Annotated in this window: 5 protein-coding genes; all 5 read right to left on the bottom strand. The window is 40.8% G+C overall.

Annotation, left to right across the window (positions count from 1 at the left end):
* Positions 1 to 6: 6 nt before the first annotated feature.
* Entirely contained in the window at positions 7 to 14,676 is a 14,670-nt protein-coding gene (locus tag FRX97_RS02255; RefSeq protein WP_147012958.1) for a non-ribosomal peptide synthetase, read from the bottom strand.
* A gap of 598 nt (positions 14,677 to 15,274) precedes the next feature.
* Complete coding sequence (locus FRX97_RS02250) at positions 15,275 to 16,057, bottom strand: hypothetical protein (protein WP_147012956.1); 783 nt, start codon at positions 16,055 to 16,057, stop codon at positions 15,275 to 15,277.
* Positions 16,058 to 16,153: 96 nt separating this feature from the next.
* Positions 16,154 to 16,891, bottom strand: a complete 738-nt coding sequence (locus FRX97_RS02245) for a TlpA disulfide reductase family protein (protein ID WP_170226994.1) — start codon at positions 16,889 to 16,891, stop codon at positions 16,154 to 16,156.
* Positions 16,892 to 17,134: 243 nt separating this feature from the next.
* Positions 17,135 to 17,722, bottom strand: coding sequence for a T9SS type A sorting domain-containing protein (locus FRX97_RS02240; RefSeq protein ID WP_147012952.1), 588 nt, complete (start codon positions 17,720 to 17,722; stop codon positions 17,135 to 17,137).
* A 124-nt stretch (positions 17,723 to 17,846) separates the two neighbouring features.
* Positions 17,847 to 18,806 (bottom strand): Fic family protein, encoded by a 960-nt coding sequence (locus tag FRX97_RS02235; RefSeq protein WP_147012950.1) that lies wholly within the window; start codon positions 18,804 to 18,806, stop codon positions 17,847 to 17,849.
* Positions 18,807 to 19,186: the final 380 nt, after the last annotated feature.

The following is a 19,186-nucleotide window of genomic DNA, read 5'->3' as shown; positions in this document are numbered from 1 at the left end:
TATATTTTAAAATTCTACACGTCTCAGACGCTTGTTTTGGGATTGTAATTGTTGCTCTTGCTCCTCGGAGTTACCGTTTTGCTCTTTTGTTGACTCCGCATTCTTCTGCTTTAGGGCATCGATATGTGCTGCTTGAAGCTGAATTGTGGGTTTATCGAATAGGTCGTTTACCGCAATTTGATTTGGGAACTGCTCTTTCATTTTACCAAAAAGTCCAATGATTTTAAGCGAGTTTCCTCCTAGTTCGAAGAAATTCATGTTAATACCAATTGGCTTGGTTTCTAAGGTTTCTTCCCACCAAGATTGAATTAGTTTTTCGGTATCCGTATTTGGTGCTACGTAATCCTCCTCACTATGCATTAGGTTTCGCTCTGGTACTGGTAATGCCTTGCGATCTACCTTCTCGTTTTTGGTTAATGGAAAATAATCCAAAGCCACAAAGTGCTCTGGGATCATGTAATCGGGAAGTGAGGCCGATAAATGAGCCTTTATTTCTTCCTGTTTCAGCTCCTCTTTTGCCGTATAATACGCACAAAGATATTTCTCCTCCTTATCGTCTAAGGCCAATACCAAAACTTGTTTAATCTTTGGAATGGCCAGCATTTGGTTCTCAATTTCGCCAGGTTCTATTCTAAATCCGCGAATTTTTACCTGAAAATCCTTTCTCCCCACAAACTCAATAGTTCCGTCCGGAAGCCACCGCGCGATATCGCCTGTTCGGTACATTCGCTCGTTTTTAGTAATCGGGTTCATCGTAAATTTCTCAGCGGTTAATTCTGGCTGATTTAAATAACCTCTGGCCAATCCTTCTCCAGAAATACATAACTCGCCAGGTACCCCCACCGGTTGTAACTGATCAAACTCGTTTAAGATGTAGATCTGGGTATTGAATATTGGACGACCAATAGGAACAATGTCTCCCTTAGGTTCCTGCACGGGAACATCTAAAGAGGTACAATAAATGGTAGATTCAGTTGGTCCATAGCTATTCATAACCACCATATTCGGATGGAGTGCCTTAAAGGATTGAAGCACATGATCTCGAATAGGTTCTACCCCTACCATCAACTTATTAAACTTTAGATTCCCCTTGTGAGGTAACAGTTTGGCATGTACATCTTGCAATAATGAGGGGGGGATGTAAGCAAAACTCACCTCCTGCTCAATTATAGTATGAGCTAAAAGGTTTATGTCATAAATATCCAACCTATCCAACATGAACAATTTTGCGCCATGCACTAGGGAAATAAAAATCTCGCAGACACTAACATCGAAGGAAATGTTAGTTAAACTCAAACAAACATCTTCATCACTAAAGACATTGGCATATTGTGCCATGGTGGTTTGCAAGAAATTGTTTAACGAAGCATGCTCTATTTGTACGCCTTTAGGATTTCCTGTAGAACCCGAAGTGTAGATAACATAGGCCAAATCCTCTGTTGTAATTCCAACCGGGGAGAAAGGCTGTTCCGGATTAAAAAGTTTAGGATCTTCTATATTTAATCGGCTTGTTCTTACTTCTAGGTTTTCGTGAATACCAGGTCTAGCGATGATAAACTTGGCTTTGCTGTCTTTAAGCATGTATTCGGCTCTGCCCTTTGGTGCGGTCGCATCAATAGGTAAATAGGCTCCACCTGCAATCATTACTCCTAAGATACTTACAACCAAGTCTACGCTTCGCTCCAACGAAATTGCTACCACATCTCCTTTGCCCACCCCATTTTGTTGTAAAAAGGCAGCTAATTGCTCGGATTTAAATTGAAGCTCGCTGTAGGATATTTGATCGTTCTTAGTGGCTACTGCAATCTTGTTAGGATTTTTAAGCGCATTTGCCCCTACCCTTCTATGCACTAACCTTGCGTTGTGTCCAGAGCACTTCCAAACTAGAGAATCTACTGTGGTCTCTGTGGGGCCATAGTGGTTATACAACTCGTAGCCCTTATTTAATACTTGCGTTTTTAATTCCTTGTTTAAGCGCTCGCCTCCGCAAATTAAAATCTTTAAAGAGGACATTTTTTCGTTCTCTACGACCAACTTTTGCAGGGTAGAGGGTACAAATTGAGCGATATCAATTTGTCGGCTTTCCACAAACTCATAAAACGCTTTTTTATCCAATACAACCTCCCTAGACGCAATGTGGACACAGGCTCCATACATCAAGGGCACCAAGGTTTCCTCAACCGCAACATCGAAACTCATGTTCGTCATTTGAATAAGATTTCGGTGCTGCCTTAGATTATACGCGTTGGAGAACCAATGCGCCAGATTTAAAACGGATTTGTGCTCCACCGCAACACCTTTTGGCATTCCGGTAGTTCCTGAGGTGTATATGATGTAGGCTAAATCATCTTGCGATGAGTTGCTTTTAATGGTTACATCACAAGGAGCATTGAGCGCATCAAAGGAAAGTTGTTCACACTCAACCCCTGCAACTGGAGTGGGACTAACCAACAAACCAGCATTACAGTCACTTAAAATGTAAGCAATGCGGTCTTCGGGTAATTTTGGATCTAAATAAACGTAGGTATAGCCTGCCCTAAGAATTCCCATTTGCACCGCAATTAAGGCAGCAGACCGCTCCATCATCATTGCCACCTTAGCATTTTTCTTTAAACCAAGGCTTTGCAGCTTTCCTGCAATTCTTCCGGTATACGCTGCAAGTTGGGCATAGGTCCAGGAGTTACGGTCATCAACCACGGCATAATCGTTGGGATATTTTAAGGCACTTTCCTCGAACATACCACCAATGCACACGCTTCTTCTGAAATCCATTAGGGTATTATTAAACCCGTAGATCAACTGCCGTTTCTCAACATTTGTAGGCAACTCAAAGCTAGCTAGCGCCTGGTTTGGCGTAATTACAAATTGCTCAAGCAAATATGTAAAGTGTTGCGATAACCGCTCTATTGTACTCTTTTTAAAGAGCTTAGTAGCATATTCAATGCTTAAGTTAAATCCACCATTATCCTTTCCGGCAACGTCGAGGGTTAAATCCATTTTGGAAATGGGATGCTCGAAGTTTATCGGAGTAAAATTAGATTCCGAAAAACGAATGGTTTCGGTCCCATCATGCTGGTAAGAAAACATCACATCGAACAAGGGATTTCGACTCATATCCCTGTGCACATTCAATGCATCCAAAAGATCTTCGAAAGGATAGTTTTGGTTCGACAAGGCGTTATAGCTGGATAAGCGTACCTCCTCCAAGGCTTTAATTAAGGGGGTATTCCAGTTGAGCTGACTTCGAATGGCGAGGGTATTCACCATCATCCCCATAATCGCATCCAATTCAGGGTGTGTCCTACCCGAAACCGGTGTTCCAATTATGAGATCTGTTTGACCGCTATACTTTGCCAGAAGGAGTTTAAGTCCCGTTAAAAACACCGTAAATGGGCTTGCTTCCACCTCCTTTGCAAGCGTGCGAATTTTATTTCCCAACTCCGCTGGGATTTGAAAGTGATAACGAGCTCCCTCGTTTGATTTCACCGCTGGCCTTACAAAGTCCGTTGGAAGGTTTAATACGGGAACTTCCTCCTCGAACTGCTCAAGCCAATATGCTTTCTCCTTCTGATAATCGGCTCCTTTAACCCATTGTTTTTGCCAACTGGCAAAATCCTTGTATCCGATATCAAGAGGCGATAACCGAGTTCCTTGATATAAATCGTTTAACTCGGAAATAAGAATTTCCATGGATATGCCATCACAGATGATGTGATGTATATCGAAAAGCAAATAAATATGCTGGCCTATGTAGGTAATTTGTATTCGGAATAAAGCCTCTTTTTCCAAATCAAATGGTCGTACAAATTCACCAATTTCTTCAGAAAGTGCGCGTTCACTCGATTTTACCGATATGGGTACCTCCCGTTGATCGTGGACTGTTCGGTGAACCGCATTGTTTTGCATGAAAAAGTTGGTCCGTAATACATCATGCCTTTCTACCAGATCGTTTACGGCTTTTTGAAGCCTTTCCAGGTTCAACGCACCATCAACCTCAAATACTCCAGGAATATTGTAGGTCGTATCCTCAGTATGCATTTGGTGAATTACAAATATCCGTTGCTCGGCAGAGGAACATGGGTAAAACTCCGATTTTGCAACTTTAGGTATCCGTTTTGCCTTAGCTGACTGCTGCTCGTCTAATTTCTGAGCTAGCCTTTGTATACTGGGATTAGCAAATAAAAACGACAGTTCAATTTGCTTTCCAAAGGACTCGTGTATTTTTCCAACCACTTTAGCCGCTGCAAGCGAGTGCCCACCTACCTCAAAAAAGCCCTGATCCGCACCAAATTCCTCAATCCCCAGTACTTCCGACCAAATAGATTGCAACTGCTTTTCTGTTGGCGTATGCGGCAGGACTATGTTTTCGGTTGTTAACCGATCTAGATGAGGAATCGGAAACGCTTTTACATCAAGTTTACCGTTTTTGGTAAGTGGAAAAACATCCATTGGAACAAACCAAGAGGGAATCATGTGTGCAGGCAGGGCAGCTGAAAGTGAACGTTTAACTTCTTGTTCTGATATTTCCCCGATATAATAAGCTGCCAAATACGATTCTCCCCTAGCATCTTTGTGGGCCAGAACGGTAGATTGCTTTATTTGATCTAGGTTCAAAAGAACATTGTTAATCTCTCCTATTTCTATGCGGTATCCTCTTATTTTTACTTGGCTGTCTGCTCTACCGATATATTCTACCTCACCATTCTTTTTTAGGCGTGCCAAATCTCCAGAGCGGTATATATACCTGCTGACAGGAGCAGTTATATGCGTAAATTTCTCTTTTGTTAGTTTCGGTCGATTTAGATACCCTTTAGAAAGGCCCGCTCCATAAATGCACATTTCACCCACAACACCTTCTGGAACGATGTTGAGCTGATTATCTAAAATTAGCATACCCAGCGTAGGAATGGGCTTTCCTATATTACTCCATCCCGCCTCAATTTCTGCTTTCCCAATCTCTTTGTAGGTAACGTGAACTGTAGTTTCCGTAATACCATACATATTAATGAGCTGCACATCGGGGAATTGATTGAACCAGGGCTTTAATTGCTTTACCGCTAAGGCTTCTCCTCCAAAAATAACCTGCTTAAGATGGGATAGATTTAATTTTTTGGCAATCGCAAAATCCGCAAAATTGAAGAAAGCACTCGGGGTTTGATTAAGAACGCTAACCTTTTCCTTTTCCACCACCGAAGCAAAAGCTCCTGAATCTTGGGCAAGTGCCTTGTCTACAATAATTAGCTTCCCCCCAAACAACAGCGCCCCATACATTTCCCATACACTAAAATCGAAACAATAGGAGTGAAACAATGTCCAAACATCTTTTTCTGAGAAATCGAACAATTGTTCTTGGTTAAAAAACAAGCGACTTACATTTTGATGGGTTATAGGAACCCCTTTCGGCTTACCCGTAGAGCCTGAAGTATATATAACATAGGCTTCAGAATCAGAAGAAATAGCGTAATCTAGGGGATTGTTTCCGCGCTCTTTTAACGCAGAGGTAGCGATAAGTTTTGTTCCATAATTTCCAAGTATCGCATGATCGCACAACAATAGGCTTGCTTCGGAGTCTTTTATGGTAAAGTTTATTCTTTCTTCAGGGTAGTTTGGATCTATAGGAACGTAGCAGTTTCCAGATTTTAAAACGGCCAAAATAGAAGCAATCATCTCAAAGCCCTTATCAAATAACAAGGCTATTCTTTCGCCTCCCTGGGGCAAATGACTTGCAATTAGCTCTGCGCGTTTGTTTAAGTCGCGGTACGATAATGTTTCTCCTTGGTAAACTAGTGCTGTTTTGTCTGGATATTGCGCTACCTGTTTTTCAAAATACGTGTGAATTAGCTCCCCGTGATCGAAAGCTACGTTCGTATAGTCTGTCGCATTTATTATCCTTTCAATTTCCTCTTGGTTAAGGAAAGGAATGGTCCCAACTTGCTGTTCAGGAGCCGCTATTAATTCGCATAACAACGATTGGTAATCACGGGCTACTTGCTCCATAAATTCAGCATCAAACAGGTCCGTAGAGTATTCCAGTTCTAACTGTAAGTGGTTGTTCATTTCGACCACCTCTGCCAGGAGATCGAACTTGGCAGACCGGTGTTCCAGCTTAAGTTGCTTAATGTCTAAACCAGACAACTTAAACTCCTGTATATCTGGTTTTAAATAGGAGAATGCCACATCAAAAATGGGATGTCGACTTCTATCGTGTTGAAGTTTTAATGCATCCACCAGTTTTTCGAAAGGAAAATCTTGGTGGTCAAGTCCCTCAAGTTGTCGGTCTGAAGCTCTTTTTATAAAAGATAAAAAGTCGTCATTTGGATTTATTTGATATCGGTGCGCGAGAGTATTTACAAACATACCAGCCATATCTTGCGTTTCGGAAAGTGTTCTTCCAGAAACCGGTTGTCCAATCACCAAATCCGACTTACCAGTGTATCTATGTACTAGAACTATCCAAGCCGCATTAAGTACTTGCTGGAGCGTACAATTATGGCTTTTTGAGAAACTTCTAAGCCTCTGTAATACTGCTTCGTCCCAAATTTCTGTATGTCTTTTTCCCTTGCCCGAAAGAGATTTTGGTCGAGGGAAGGAGCTTGGAAAATCCAGAGTTGGAACTCCATCCGAAAATTGACTCAACCAATAGTTTCTCAGAACCTGTTGTTGTGCATTATCCTCTTGATGTTGGAACCAAGCGAAATCCTTGTATTGAAAAGTGGGTTTGCTTCTCGAAATCCCAGCGTACAAGTTCATCAAGTCTCTAACCAGAACCTGAACTGTAACCCCATCCGAGATAATATGGTGTATATCCATCATTAATAAATGATGGGTTGCTGTGAAACTATTCACATGCAAACGGAACAGAGGGGCCTTACTTAAATCGAAGGGTTGAACAAAGGTTTGAAGAACTTCGTTTAACTGAGCATTTTTCTCGTAAGAACGATCTATTTGTATTTCAATTTGATCGTGCACTTGCTGCACCGGCAACCCGTTCTCCAAGTGAAAAGAAGTTCGCAGTACCTCGTGCAATACACTGAGTTGAAAGAATGCCTGTTTCAGTTTTTCCAGATCCAACTTGCCTTTCAATTCAAAACCAGCAGGCATGTTGTAGGTAGTTGCCTCAAGATCCATAGCCTGGAGCAAATAAGTCCGCAATTGAGCACTGGACAAAGGGTAAAAGCGCCGAACTGGAGCCTTAGCCAGACCCAAATCATTTTTTGATTTATCTGGCCAGTCTAACACAAAATCAATAATCCTTGGAGCATTAAAGATTCTATTTAAAGGCAGCTTTACCTTCAGCTCCTTTTTTATCCGGGAAACCAATTCCGTGGCCCTTAACGAGTGGCCACCTAGCTCAAAAAAGTTATCTGCAATTCCAACCCTTTCTCTATTTAAAACACTGGCCCAAATGGCGCACATTTGCTCCTCGAGATCATTTCTCGGTTCGACAAAGGTGGAAGACAACTCAGACTGTTCAATTCCGGGTAATGCAGGGTAATCGATTTTACCGTTTGGAGTTAAGGGGAAGGTTTCAATAAAAATAAAGTGTTGGGGAACCATGTACTCTGGAAGCATTGCAGAAAGAACTTCCTTAATTCTTTGTGGCTTTATTTCCTTAGCTGCTTTTAAATAGGCTACCAATTGTCTATCTCCGTCTAATTTCGGAGCGGAAACAATGGCTTTTTCGATTTCCGAAATCCGATTAAGCTGATACTCAATCTCGGCCAGTTCAATGCGATAACCTCTTACCTTAACTTGGTTATCGGTTCTTTCTAAAAATTCCACATCCCCATTCGGAAGCCACCTAACTTGATCTCCCGTGGCATAGTACTTTTCATCATTAATTTGAACGAACCTTTCGCGCGTTAAAAGGTCTTGGTTCACATATCCTTTTGCTAAGCCCGTTCCACCAATGTAAAGTGTACCCGGAATACCCACCGGAACCTTTTGTTTGCGATAATCCAAAACCAACATTTTGGAGTTATGCAAAGGTTTTCCAATGGGGGTAGTTTTGCAGTACAGCTTTTCTGGGATTTCGTCCTCAAAACACGCAGAATCGATACATGCTTCTGTTACCCCGTAGCTATTAATAATTCTGATATCCTTCGAAAATTCTGCTCTTAACCATTTATAGGTTGCTATCTGCAGGGTATCAGAGCCAATGATAAGAAGTTTTAAATAGCTAAGCGACTTTCCGTTTTCGGATACATATCGCATTAAGGGTTCCACTAACCCAGGAGTTCCCTCAAACACATTAATTTCGTGTTCCTCCAACAATTGATACATAGATGCTGGATCGAGGCGAATATCAGAAGGACAAATGATTAAATTCCCTCCATTTGCCAAGCTTCGTACAAAATCTCCCGTGCAAACATCAAAGGAAAAACTGGCCAACTGCAATAATTTAGGCCTTTCTTTATCCAGTCCGTAAGTCTGTGTCCAAGACTGAGAAATGTTAGATAAGGCTTTGTGTTGAACCTCCACCCCTTTTGGCACACCAGTAGTTCCAGAAGTGTATATAATATAGGCGCTATCCTCTGGGTTTAAAGCTACGGGAACAAAGTCCTCTTTTTCTTGCAAGACCACATCGAAGGAGCTTGCTTCAAACGTATTTCTCCAATCTTCAACATCACTCAGTACCAATTTTGGTTGCGCATCTTCTAAAATGTATGCTATTCTTTGCTCTGGAAGATCTGCGGCTATCGGTATGTATACTGCACCCGATTTTAAACAAGCCAAAACGCCCGTTAACATCCAGGGACCGCGATCGCAAATTAGGGCTATACGGTCTCCTTTGTTCACTCCACTATTTGCTAAATAATGCGCCAGCTGATTACTTAGCTTCTCCAATTCACCATAGGTCCAAGCTTGATCTTTGTACACCAAAGCCCTGCTGTTCTTTACCGAATCTAGATTCCTATGGTAAAGGCTGGTAATGCTTTGAAAATTAAAATCGGCTGGATTTTGAGCCCATAAATCCAATTCACGTTCCTCCTCGGGAAGAGTCCATTTTAAGGCGCCAATAGTGGTAACCCCATTCACCAACTGCTCCGATAGGTATATCAAACGCTGCATGAAATCCCTACCATTGAACACGCTTAGGTCGTAATCCAATCTAAAGTCGAAACCTGTATTATTCTCTCCAACGCGTATCTCTACCTGCTCTTTCATAACATGAAATACCTGGTAGAGATAACTCATCTTTAATGCGGAATCGGGCTCTAAGAATTTTTGGAAATTGAAGTAAAAGGATAGCGGTTCATTTCCAATAATTTTATTTTGTGCCGAAACCGATATGTTTCCAGCGTCTTTTGTGCGGATCCCCTCCTTCTTAATAGCCTTACAAAAATCTGCAAACTCTTTATCGGAGTCACATTCATCTTGATAAATACGCAAGGGTTTGGTAGACATAAAACACCCTAGCGTGTTCAGATTACTTTTGGAACGACCAAAAAGATTTTCGCGCAAACAAAAGTCGGTATCGGTGGCACAAACTCCCCTTACAATAAGGGCGACTAATCCTTTGAAATAAAGGTCGGGGCGGATTCTATTTTCCTTGCAAAACTTTTTAACTCCATCGGATAACTCAGAGCTCATATTAATATGATCCGTTCTATACTCTGCGTTCCTTTGTACTACCCCTCGGTAATTGAGCGGTTCTACCCCTTTTAGATGCTGCTCCCAAAAATTAATCATTTGAGGGCGATCGAAACGATGCTCTATATCGTTGGCGAAACGGTAAAACGGACTGGTATAGGGGTTTTTCACATGCTCCTGCTGTTTCGCTCGCGCAGTGTAAAAACCATCTAGTAATTCATAAAAATAAGAGAAAGAACTCCCGTCTAAAAGCATGTGATGTGCACTCAAGACCGACACATAACAGGTGTCATTTAGCTTAAAAAGCCAATGATTTACAAGTTCCTGATGAACATCTTGTGATATTTCACAGTATTCGATCACCAATGACTTCACATCACTTTCCAAAAGGTTCTGAGACGAGAAATCTATGTATTTGAAGTTGGTTTTCTTGGACCTCCGAACGGCTTGATAAACCTTTCCATTTTTTTCGACCGTAGTCGTCCTCAAAATGGCTTCTTGTTTTGTAAGATCTTCAAGTGCTTGTTGCCAAATTGGAGCATCTATTTTTTCTCTTACAAATAGGTACCCCAAAGTCCTCAACGCCCCCTCATTGGGAGCCAACTCCGAGGTTAGATACATATCGCGTTGCACCGCAGTTAAAGGAAAAGCCCTTTCGTATTGGGTTTCTGGTAGCCCTAGGTATTTTAGGGTTTCTGCTTCAGAACCATCCGCTAACTTTAAGTCCAAAATGGTGCATTCAAAAGCATCCTTACTAAGCACTTCCAGCAACACATTCTCCCAATATTTGAGCATCAACCTAGCCGTTTGGTCCTCAAACAAATGGGTGTTGTAGATCAAATGGGTTTGTAACTCCCCCGCCACTTCTTGGAAAGAAAACGACAGATCGAACTTACTCACTCCATAATCTAATTCTAACGCTTTAATGAGAGGGTGATCGTGATGGTACCAGGAACTGGATTTATTTAGGTTTTGATCATCCATACTCACCAAAACATTGAAAGCAGGACGGTTAGCTTCCGGAAGGGCGTCCACTGGAAAGTCTTGATACTTCAGTGCATCCAGGGTTTCAGTTTTGATTTGCTGTAAAAAGTCTCCCACGGGAGCTTCTGCATCAATTTTAGTCCTAAATGGAATCGTTTGTACAAATAATCCCATGGTGTTGTGGTATTGCACGGTCTCCCTTCCAGAAACCGGTGCACCCAATGCAAAATCGGTGGACTTACACAACTTGTGTAGCATCAATTTTGTAATGGCTTGAACCAACATAAAGCGACTCAACTGATGTTGCTCGCAAATGCGTTTTATCTTTTCATTGATGGTTGCAGACAGGGTTAGACGTTGCACCTTACCCTCAAAAGATTTAGCTGTATGGGGAGATCCATCGTATGGCAGCTCCAATGGACGTAGTCCCTTCAGCTGATTTTGCCAATACTTCCAAGCCAGTGCATTAGCCTTGTTTTCAATTCCCGAATTAAGAGCAAAGGCATATTCTTTAAACCCTGCTTCTATCTTAACCCCTTCTTCTCCCCTATACAAAGATTCCAAATCCTCTAAAAAGAGATTCATCGACCAGCCATCTGAAATAAGGTGATGAATGGATAAGAGAAATAAATGCTCCCCTGATGCAAGAGGCACCAATCCTGCCTTTAACAGTGGTGCCTGGGTTAAATCGAATTTATAGTGAATGTACTGCTTTACCAGGGCGGATAGTTCCTCATCATTATGAAGGTTAACCGCAACTTCTACGTTTTCACTAAATCCTTGTTCAAGCTCTCCGTCTGCCTCTATAAAATAAGCACGAAGAACCTCGTGTTTTTGAACCAGCTTATTTAAACTCTGCTGAAAAAGATGGGTATCTAAATCGCCTTTAATGACTATCCCAACCGGAATATTAAAAGCAGCTGCTCCTTCATTTAGCTGCTCTGCCAACCAAATATTTTTTTGACTAGGCGTAAGGGCTATGGTTTTAATTGCACCTAAATTTTTTGGAGTGTTCTTCTGAAGTACAGGAGCTGCATTTTCCAGGGTTTGTGCTAAGGAGCCTAATTGTGGATGCTCGAAAAGTACCGCTAGAGGCACTTTGATACCTTGTTCCTTTTCTAAAAGACCAATAAACTTAGCTGCTTTTAGACTGTGTCCACCTAATTGGAAAAAATTTGATTCTTTTCCTACTATTTCAACTCCAAGAAGTGTTTTCCACTTTTCAGCAATCCAAAATTCAAAATCCGTTTCTAAATTTTGACACTCCTTCGGATTCGATAATTTTCTATACTCAATTTTATGCAGTACATCCCGGTCCACCTTACCATTTACCGATAAAGGCATTTTTTCCAGCCGATGAAAAAAGCTAGGTACCATAAATTCGGGTAGGAAGGCCCCCAAATGCTCTTTTAATTCAGTTTCGCTGAGTTCCTTATTAGAAACATAGAAAGCAAGGAGGTAGCCCTCCCCAGAATGATCGGTTTTTAAAAGCACCCCTGCGTTGCTTATTTCGGGGTGCTCTATCAGTCCATTTTCAATCTCCCCTATTTCAATCCTAAATCCACGAAGCTTTATCTGATTATCTGTTCTTCCCAGGTAAACAATATTTCCATCGGGCAAGAATTTACCAAGATCCCCTGTTTTGTACAGTTTTTCTCCCTTGGCAAAGGGCGAGGCAATAAAACGTTCGGCTGTAATCTCAGGGCGGTGTATGTACCCCTTAGACAACTGGGCTCCTCCCAAATATATTTCACCAACACTTCCTATCGGCAGCAGGCTTAAATCTGCATCTAGTATATAAACTTGGGTATTGGGCACCGGCTTTCCAATGGGCATATTTATACCGGTTGGAATCCGCTCGTCGAATTCGTAAAAAGTAGAGGTAACTGAGTTTTCCGTTGGCCCATACACATTAAAATGCCTACAATATTGTGCAATGCGTCTTATATCCTTGCGTTTAACGGCCTCTCCTCCTGTTAATAGCGCACGAACTCCCTTAAAAGCTTCTGGACGCAGTAAGCTTAAAAACGAAGGCGTTACTGTTAGGTAACTGATGCGCTCTTGTGCTAAAAAGGCTTCAAAATCCGATGGGTTTTTCCTGGTATCTTCTGGACAAATATGCAGACTAGACCCAGAAAATAAGGCCATGAAGATCTCCGCAACAGAGGAATCAAAGGACAAAGAGGAAAAAAGCATGCAGCGATCTGATGGACTTACCTCGAAGGCCTTGACTTGCTCCAAACTTTGATTCACCGTTCCTCGGTGCGTTACAACAACACCCTTGGGTTGCCCGGTTGATCCCGAAGTGTATATTAAGTAGGCAGAATCGGAAGGGTTTATAGTTAAATTTAACGCCGTAGTAGGATAACTATCCAGTACTTCATCTTGGATTTTCAAAGCGGGTACACCCAAATCCACCTGCTCATCACCCGCTGTAATCAAGCTTTTAATTTGGGCATCTTCAACCATATACCTTTGTCGTTCAACAGGGTAATTAGAATCTATGGGCAAATAGGCACCACCCGCCTTTAGAATGGCTAAAATTGAAATTATGGTGTGAACCTTTCTATCGGTTCTAATCCCTACAATATCCCCTTTTGAAATGTGATTAGCAGCCAGTAAATGCGATAATTGATTGCTTCTTTTATCCAGCACTTCGTAGGAAATTTCTTCCTCCCCATCTGCTACGGCTAATTGATTTGGAAATTGATCAACCGCATTAGAAAACATTTCTACTACAGTCTTGCCCAGTGCATTATCGGCATAATTCCATTCCTTTAATTGTTGATCGAGATCGTCAGGCGTCAACAAGTTTAGCTCGGATATCGGTTGTTCAATCAATTGATCCATACGCGCAAGCACGCTCTGGAATTGATTCACAAACTGACTGGAATGGAAATCATCCCATATTTCGCCCCTAAAATCCAAGTCGATAGTAACCGGCTCACCAGCGCCATATTCACGAACATATAATGCCAGTGGAGTTTGCTCATCCCCATGTGGAAGGGCCTCTTGTTGTGTTGTTGCAGCTCCAAACCGAACCTGATAGTCGTGCTTTTCAAAGGACAACACCGCGTCAAATAACCGGTTTGTCTTGGGATAAGTCTTCTTGAGTTCCTGCACCAAATGGCTTAAAGGAAATCGTTGATGACGGAAATTCTGACGAAGTTGCTTGCGAAGGTTTTGCCCTATTTCCGAAATGCTTAGGTGTTTAGGTCCTTGAATTCTAAGGGGGCTTATCCCGGTAAATAGACCAACCGTATTTTTAAAAGCTTTACTTGGCCGATTCAGTATCGGCGTACCCATACATAAATCATCGATTTGATAGGACTTTGAAAAGTAGGCGTATAGAGCCGCAAGAAAAAGATGAAAAGTACTTTGGTTATGCGCTCTAGCCAATTCGTTGAGCGCACTATAGGATTTCCATGACAGAGAAAATGATTTTCTAAAACTTCCTTCAATTTCTGGTGCAGCAGGCGTGGGCTCTGGAAATTTAACACTACTGGGTAGCGTCTCAAATTGCTTTAGCCAATACCTTTTATCGTTTTCGTACTCATCGCTCTCTACATATTCCAGATCCTCTCGAACGGCCGCCTCAAATAGGGGAAGCGGACTCGAAAGGGTTCCCTTTAATAAAAGTTGGTTGTAATTTTCACTGGCCTTTTTTACCAGCACCGAAACAGCCCAACCATCCATAAGCACATGATGCACTTTTATATGCCAATAGCTGAGGTCATCGGAAAGGATAAACAAGCCAAAAGAAAACAATTCACCCTCGTTCCAATTTAACGGGATTTTATGCTCGTTTTTTAATTGTGCTTTTAACTCAGATTCCGTTTTGTGCGTTCCTCGTAAATCATGAACCTGAAAAGCACTTGAATCTATTTCCGAACCAAATTGAGGCTCTCCCTCCACAAGTTGAATGGATTGTTGGAAAATATCCGCAGAAGCAATGGTTTCCGAAATTGCCTTTTCAAGCAGATTCAAATTTAAATCGCCGGCTATGCGCACATACCCGCCGAGGTTATATAATGAGGAATTGTAATGAACAAGTTGATCAAACCAAATGGCTTTTTGGTTACTAGTTAATGTCTTCATTTTCAATTGGCTGGCGGGTAGAGGTTGGTTGGATTATTGCTGGTAACAATTAAGGCTTTGCCCTTTTGCGCAAAAGTAGTTAAAATAGAAAGTACAAGTCAACTCTCACTTCCCCTTCCTGCATAGTAGTAAAGTCAACAATTTCTTGTTAATTACCATCAGTCATTATTGAGCGTCAAAGAAATAGCTCAGATTCTTATTTATACTAATAGCCTCATACTTTTTTAAAAAAACAGGTTTTATCCCAAAATCACAAGCATCCATCAGTCTCGCCCTACCTGTGCACGGACCTCAGTGACCCGCTATAAAATCGGGTGCCCCCAGTCACAGTTCCTAGAACATTGCAGAACTATTTCTAGGGTCATTGTCTGTTTGGATCGAAGAGCAAAATACTTTTCGAAAAAATTTAATGGAAACAGCGCTACCGCCCCCCTAACCTCCTCAATTCCATGCTCTTGGGGTTATAATCAAATGTTTTGGAGTTAAAAACCAAAGTCTACCCAATATGACCTACGATTGTGATACAGCTGCGCTTGTACTTTTCTACATCCAGTTCAATCCCGCTACCTCTCCATTTTCAAACGCAAGTTTACTCAGCCTATTCACTCTCCCCGGTTAATTGAAAGGCCAAACTTTTTTCATGTAGAGCATAGTACTCCCGAAGTCTTTTTCTTAACTCCGGTTCTCTCCTCATTTCTACCATCAGGTTCTTCCTAACATCCAACAAATATTGGTCTAGGTTTTCAAGAGAATCTTTAGCAGCTTTTACAACTGCCCTTTTATGTAGGTCGTACATATTATCCAGGGCCGAGGAATCCTTTATTACTTCAGTAAAAATTGCCTCATAGCAAAAAGCTTCCAAAAGCAGCCTGTCATCCATCCATTTTGCTTCTTCCACCCCATTTATCCCTATGCAAACTTTTGTTCTAACGGTAGAGTCTGGATTTACCTGATCCGCGTAGAAGAACACAGATGCAACTTCTAGCGCTTCGTCCATCGTATAAATCTTCTCCTTTCTAAAATTGGGGTCCATAATTGCAGCTATAGAGGTCTCAAAAGCATTTACCATTCTTTCATCTTTGGAATACTCCTCCAAGAACATTCTAATCACTCGATTGGAATCAGGGTAATGGGAACCGATGGAATCCATTTTATACCTATTCTCGGGAGCATGCAGTTTGGGCACTCCGGTAAGCAGGTAGGATAAACGCCAATGATAAGGCGCTAACCCCTCTGATTTGACTAATTCTGGCATAGCGTAGGCCGTATCTCCAGATGCAAATGGAATAAGTGCAATTCGAACATGATCTTGAAACCTTGGAATAGCGTTATTACAAGCCAAGCAAAATAAAACCAGGAAAAGACTAAGAATACGAATCATCGATATCAATTGTTAGGTATGAGAATTGGTGGTAATTACGGAGGTAAACTTAATAGAAATTGTTTTCACACATCTACCGCCTACTATGGTTATTTACTACCCCTTTTTTTCTGCCAGAAGTTTTTTGATATCGAATTGAATTTGCTGGATGGATTTAATATTTTCTTCAGTATTTACCGATGCACCGGCATAAATTTTTCTCACGATTCCTTTTTCATCTATCAACAAATTCGTGGGGTAACCAAAAATTGAAAGAGTTTTTGCAACATTTGCAGAATTAGGAATTATCTCGAGATCAATATCTACTGGCAAATAATTTTCATAATTGACCGAACTCTTCGCAGTAGATTCAAAATATAGCTTACCGGCCTTACTTTTCACACTATCCCTAAAAAGAGAGTAAATTTTAAAATTTTTGTCGCCCCTATATATGGAGTCCAACATATTAAGTGCCGGAATTTCTGCCATACACGGAATACATCCATAATACCAAAAGTTTAAGAGAACAACCCTACCCTCTATCAGGTTTACAAGATTCAAAGAGTCATTATTAAGAAGAGGTAAAACCGATTTACCAATTAAATGATATTTAAAGTAATTCTGGAAAACATCAAATTGCTCAGCCGACATTGGAGTTGGTATGGTCCCTGGAGGAATTTTCCTCCAATTGTTATTGAAATGAGGATTTGAATTTACCTTGACTGCAACTTCTCCATCGAGGCTTAGCAGTTGAAAATCTGATGTGTCTATGGCCAATATAAAAAGAGTACTGTCTTTTTCTTTACAGATGGCATTTCCTTCAACAAAGAATCTTGTTCCGACTGGAACATTCAAATCCGAAAATGGAATTTTAAACCAATCAAGATAGGTGACCTCAATTTTAGTGACCTCGCGATTATTACAGGAAAGGACGGTAATTAATAAAAACTGAAAAACTAAAAATCTAAAAACAGCCATCGGGATTAGCAAAATTCGAAAAATGATTATACCCAACTTTCTTCGCACAAAGTAAAGATTTAAGCCCTGCTGAAACCCTAACAAACCGATATGCTCATAGATTACTTAGCTTTTAAGTAATTAATGTAAAATTATCCGCTTCGAAATTTTTGAGTTCCACAAATAAACCCTTACCACATAGGTCCCAGGAATAAAATTATATAGCTCCATCTTAACTGTATTTCCCCGCATACCATCTCTAAACAACAGCTTTTTCCCAACTAAATCCATGAGCTCCACGGAATGTATTGGCTCCTTGGCTTGTATGCTTAGCTCATCTTGTGTAGGATTAGGAAAGATAGAAAGGACCTCATCATTAGAGTAAAGATCTTCTATGGTTGTTGTTTGGGTTTTAGTAATGAGCCTATTTTTTTCCCCGGAGTTAACACGATATTCAACGAAGTAGGTTCCCTGCTCCAGAGAATTGGCAACTAGTGTATCTTTTACATTTCCACTTAGTACGGTATTAACGTAAAAGGACTGGATTGTTTCTCCCCAGCGATTAAAAACCCGAAGGGTAATAGTATCCTGCTCGAGGTTCTTAATTTCAAAATGTGCAGTATCGGTAAATGGATTGGGGTAAATGATAAGGGTGTCATTGTCTTGAGCCGAAAGGCTGCATATGAATGCGAGAAATGCAAAAAGAAGTATTAACTGCCTGAAAATCATGTTTTAAATAGTATCAATTGATCGTATAAAAACGGAACTAAACCCTTCATAATCCATTCAGGTGTATTAAAAATTTTTTCAAAGCTAGGATTTCAGCTCAGATCATTGTTGTACACCGTATTTTTTACTCCTTTAAATGGTAGGTGGTAAGCCTTTTGTCGCCTGACTTTGTGAATAATCCAATCTCTAGCCCAGCCTTTAAGTCTCTGCTGGCGGAGGCACTACTTAGATGTTTAAAAACCTGCATATAGTCTTTCCGTGTGAATGAATTTATGTTCAAGGAGTAAAAGTGTTTTAGTCGATCATCTTGATTCATAATGATTGAGACCGTATTGTTAAGTAACGCCTCCAAAGCATCATTAACTACGGATAGCATATACTCTATAAAAAGGGTGGATTTACCGGTCTTATCACAAATCGAAAGCACATTGTAGTAGTCTTCTTGAGTCTCTGAAATCAAAGTTTCAAAAGGTATAAACTGAAAGACAGGGTATTTGGACATCAAAATAATAGTCTGCCATAAACGCCCCATTCGCCCATTTCCATCAGTGAACGGATGTATAAACTCCATTTCATAGTGAAATACACAGCTTTTTACTAAAGTGATTTCATCATCTGATTTTAAGTATTTAAAGAGATCAGACATTAAATACCGAACATTCTGGGCAGGTGGAGCCATATGTTCAATTTTTGATCCTTTAACGATACCCACACCTTCTTTTCTAAAGACTCCGGGATCAGAGATTAAGCCATCCATTAAGGTCTTATGAGCATCAAGAAATGAGTTTAATGAATCAAACTTGAAATTTTCAATCTGTTCATAGACCTTAATCGCGTTATGAACCTCCTTAATGTCCTTTTCTGGTCCTATCACCCTTTTGTTCTCTAGAATAGCAGTTATTTGCTGTTCCGTTAGAGTATTACCCTCAATCTTAAGAGAAGAGTGGATGGTTTTTATTTGATTCTGTTTTCTTAAGCTTGGCGAAGACTTGACCAGAAAAGAGGCATTTACTTCACCTATTTTCTCAGAGATGGAAGTAACGAGCTTTAGGATTTTGGTGTTTATCTCATAGGGCGGCTTCATGATAGTATCATTTGATAGTATCAAAGATAGTGGAATCCCCTAATTTCGAAGCGATATTTTATATGGTGTACAACGGCCTCGGCTATGAATAGTGCGGGATTAAAGGCGTTTAGTCTTTAATCCGCACGAAGGTTAGCCGCGACTTTTATTTGGAGGTTAAAATACCCTTTAAAAACTGGAAAATAAAAACACGGCGGAAACACCAGGCGAAAAACTTTGTTTAGCGAACATTTCCCGCATTATTTATAGGCATCCTAAGCTTGCAAAAGATTATATTCTCAAATAAACAGAAAGAACAAAAGAGCGGACTAAGTTTAATATAGCCATAGTGCTTCGAGCACGTCAACATAGTTAATCCCCGCTCTTTTTATATCCAAGTA

Origin of the sequence: Luteibaculum oceani, from assembly GCF_007995015.1 — a bacterium.
Lineage (GTDB): Bacteria > Bacteroidota > Bacteroidia > Flavobacteriales_D > Luteibaculaceae > Luteibaculum > Luteibaculum oceani.
The sequence above is the reverse complement of the archived record's forward strand: the minus strand, read 5'-3'. Positions and strand labels throughout refer to the sequence as shown.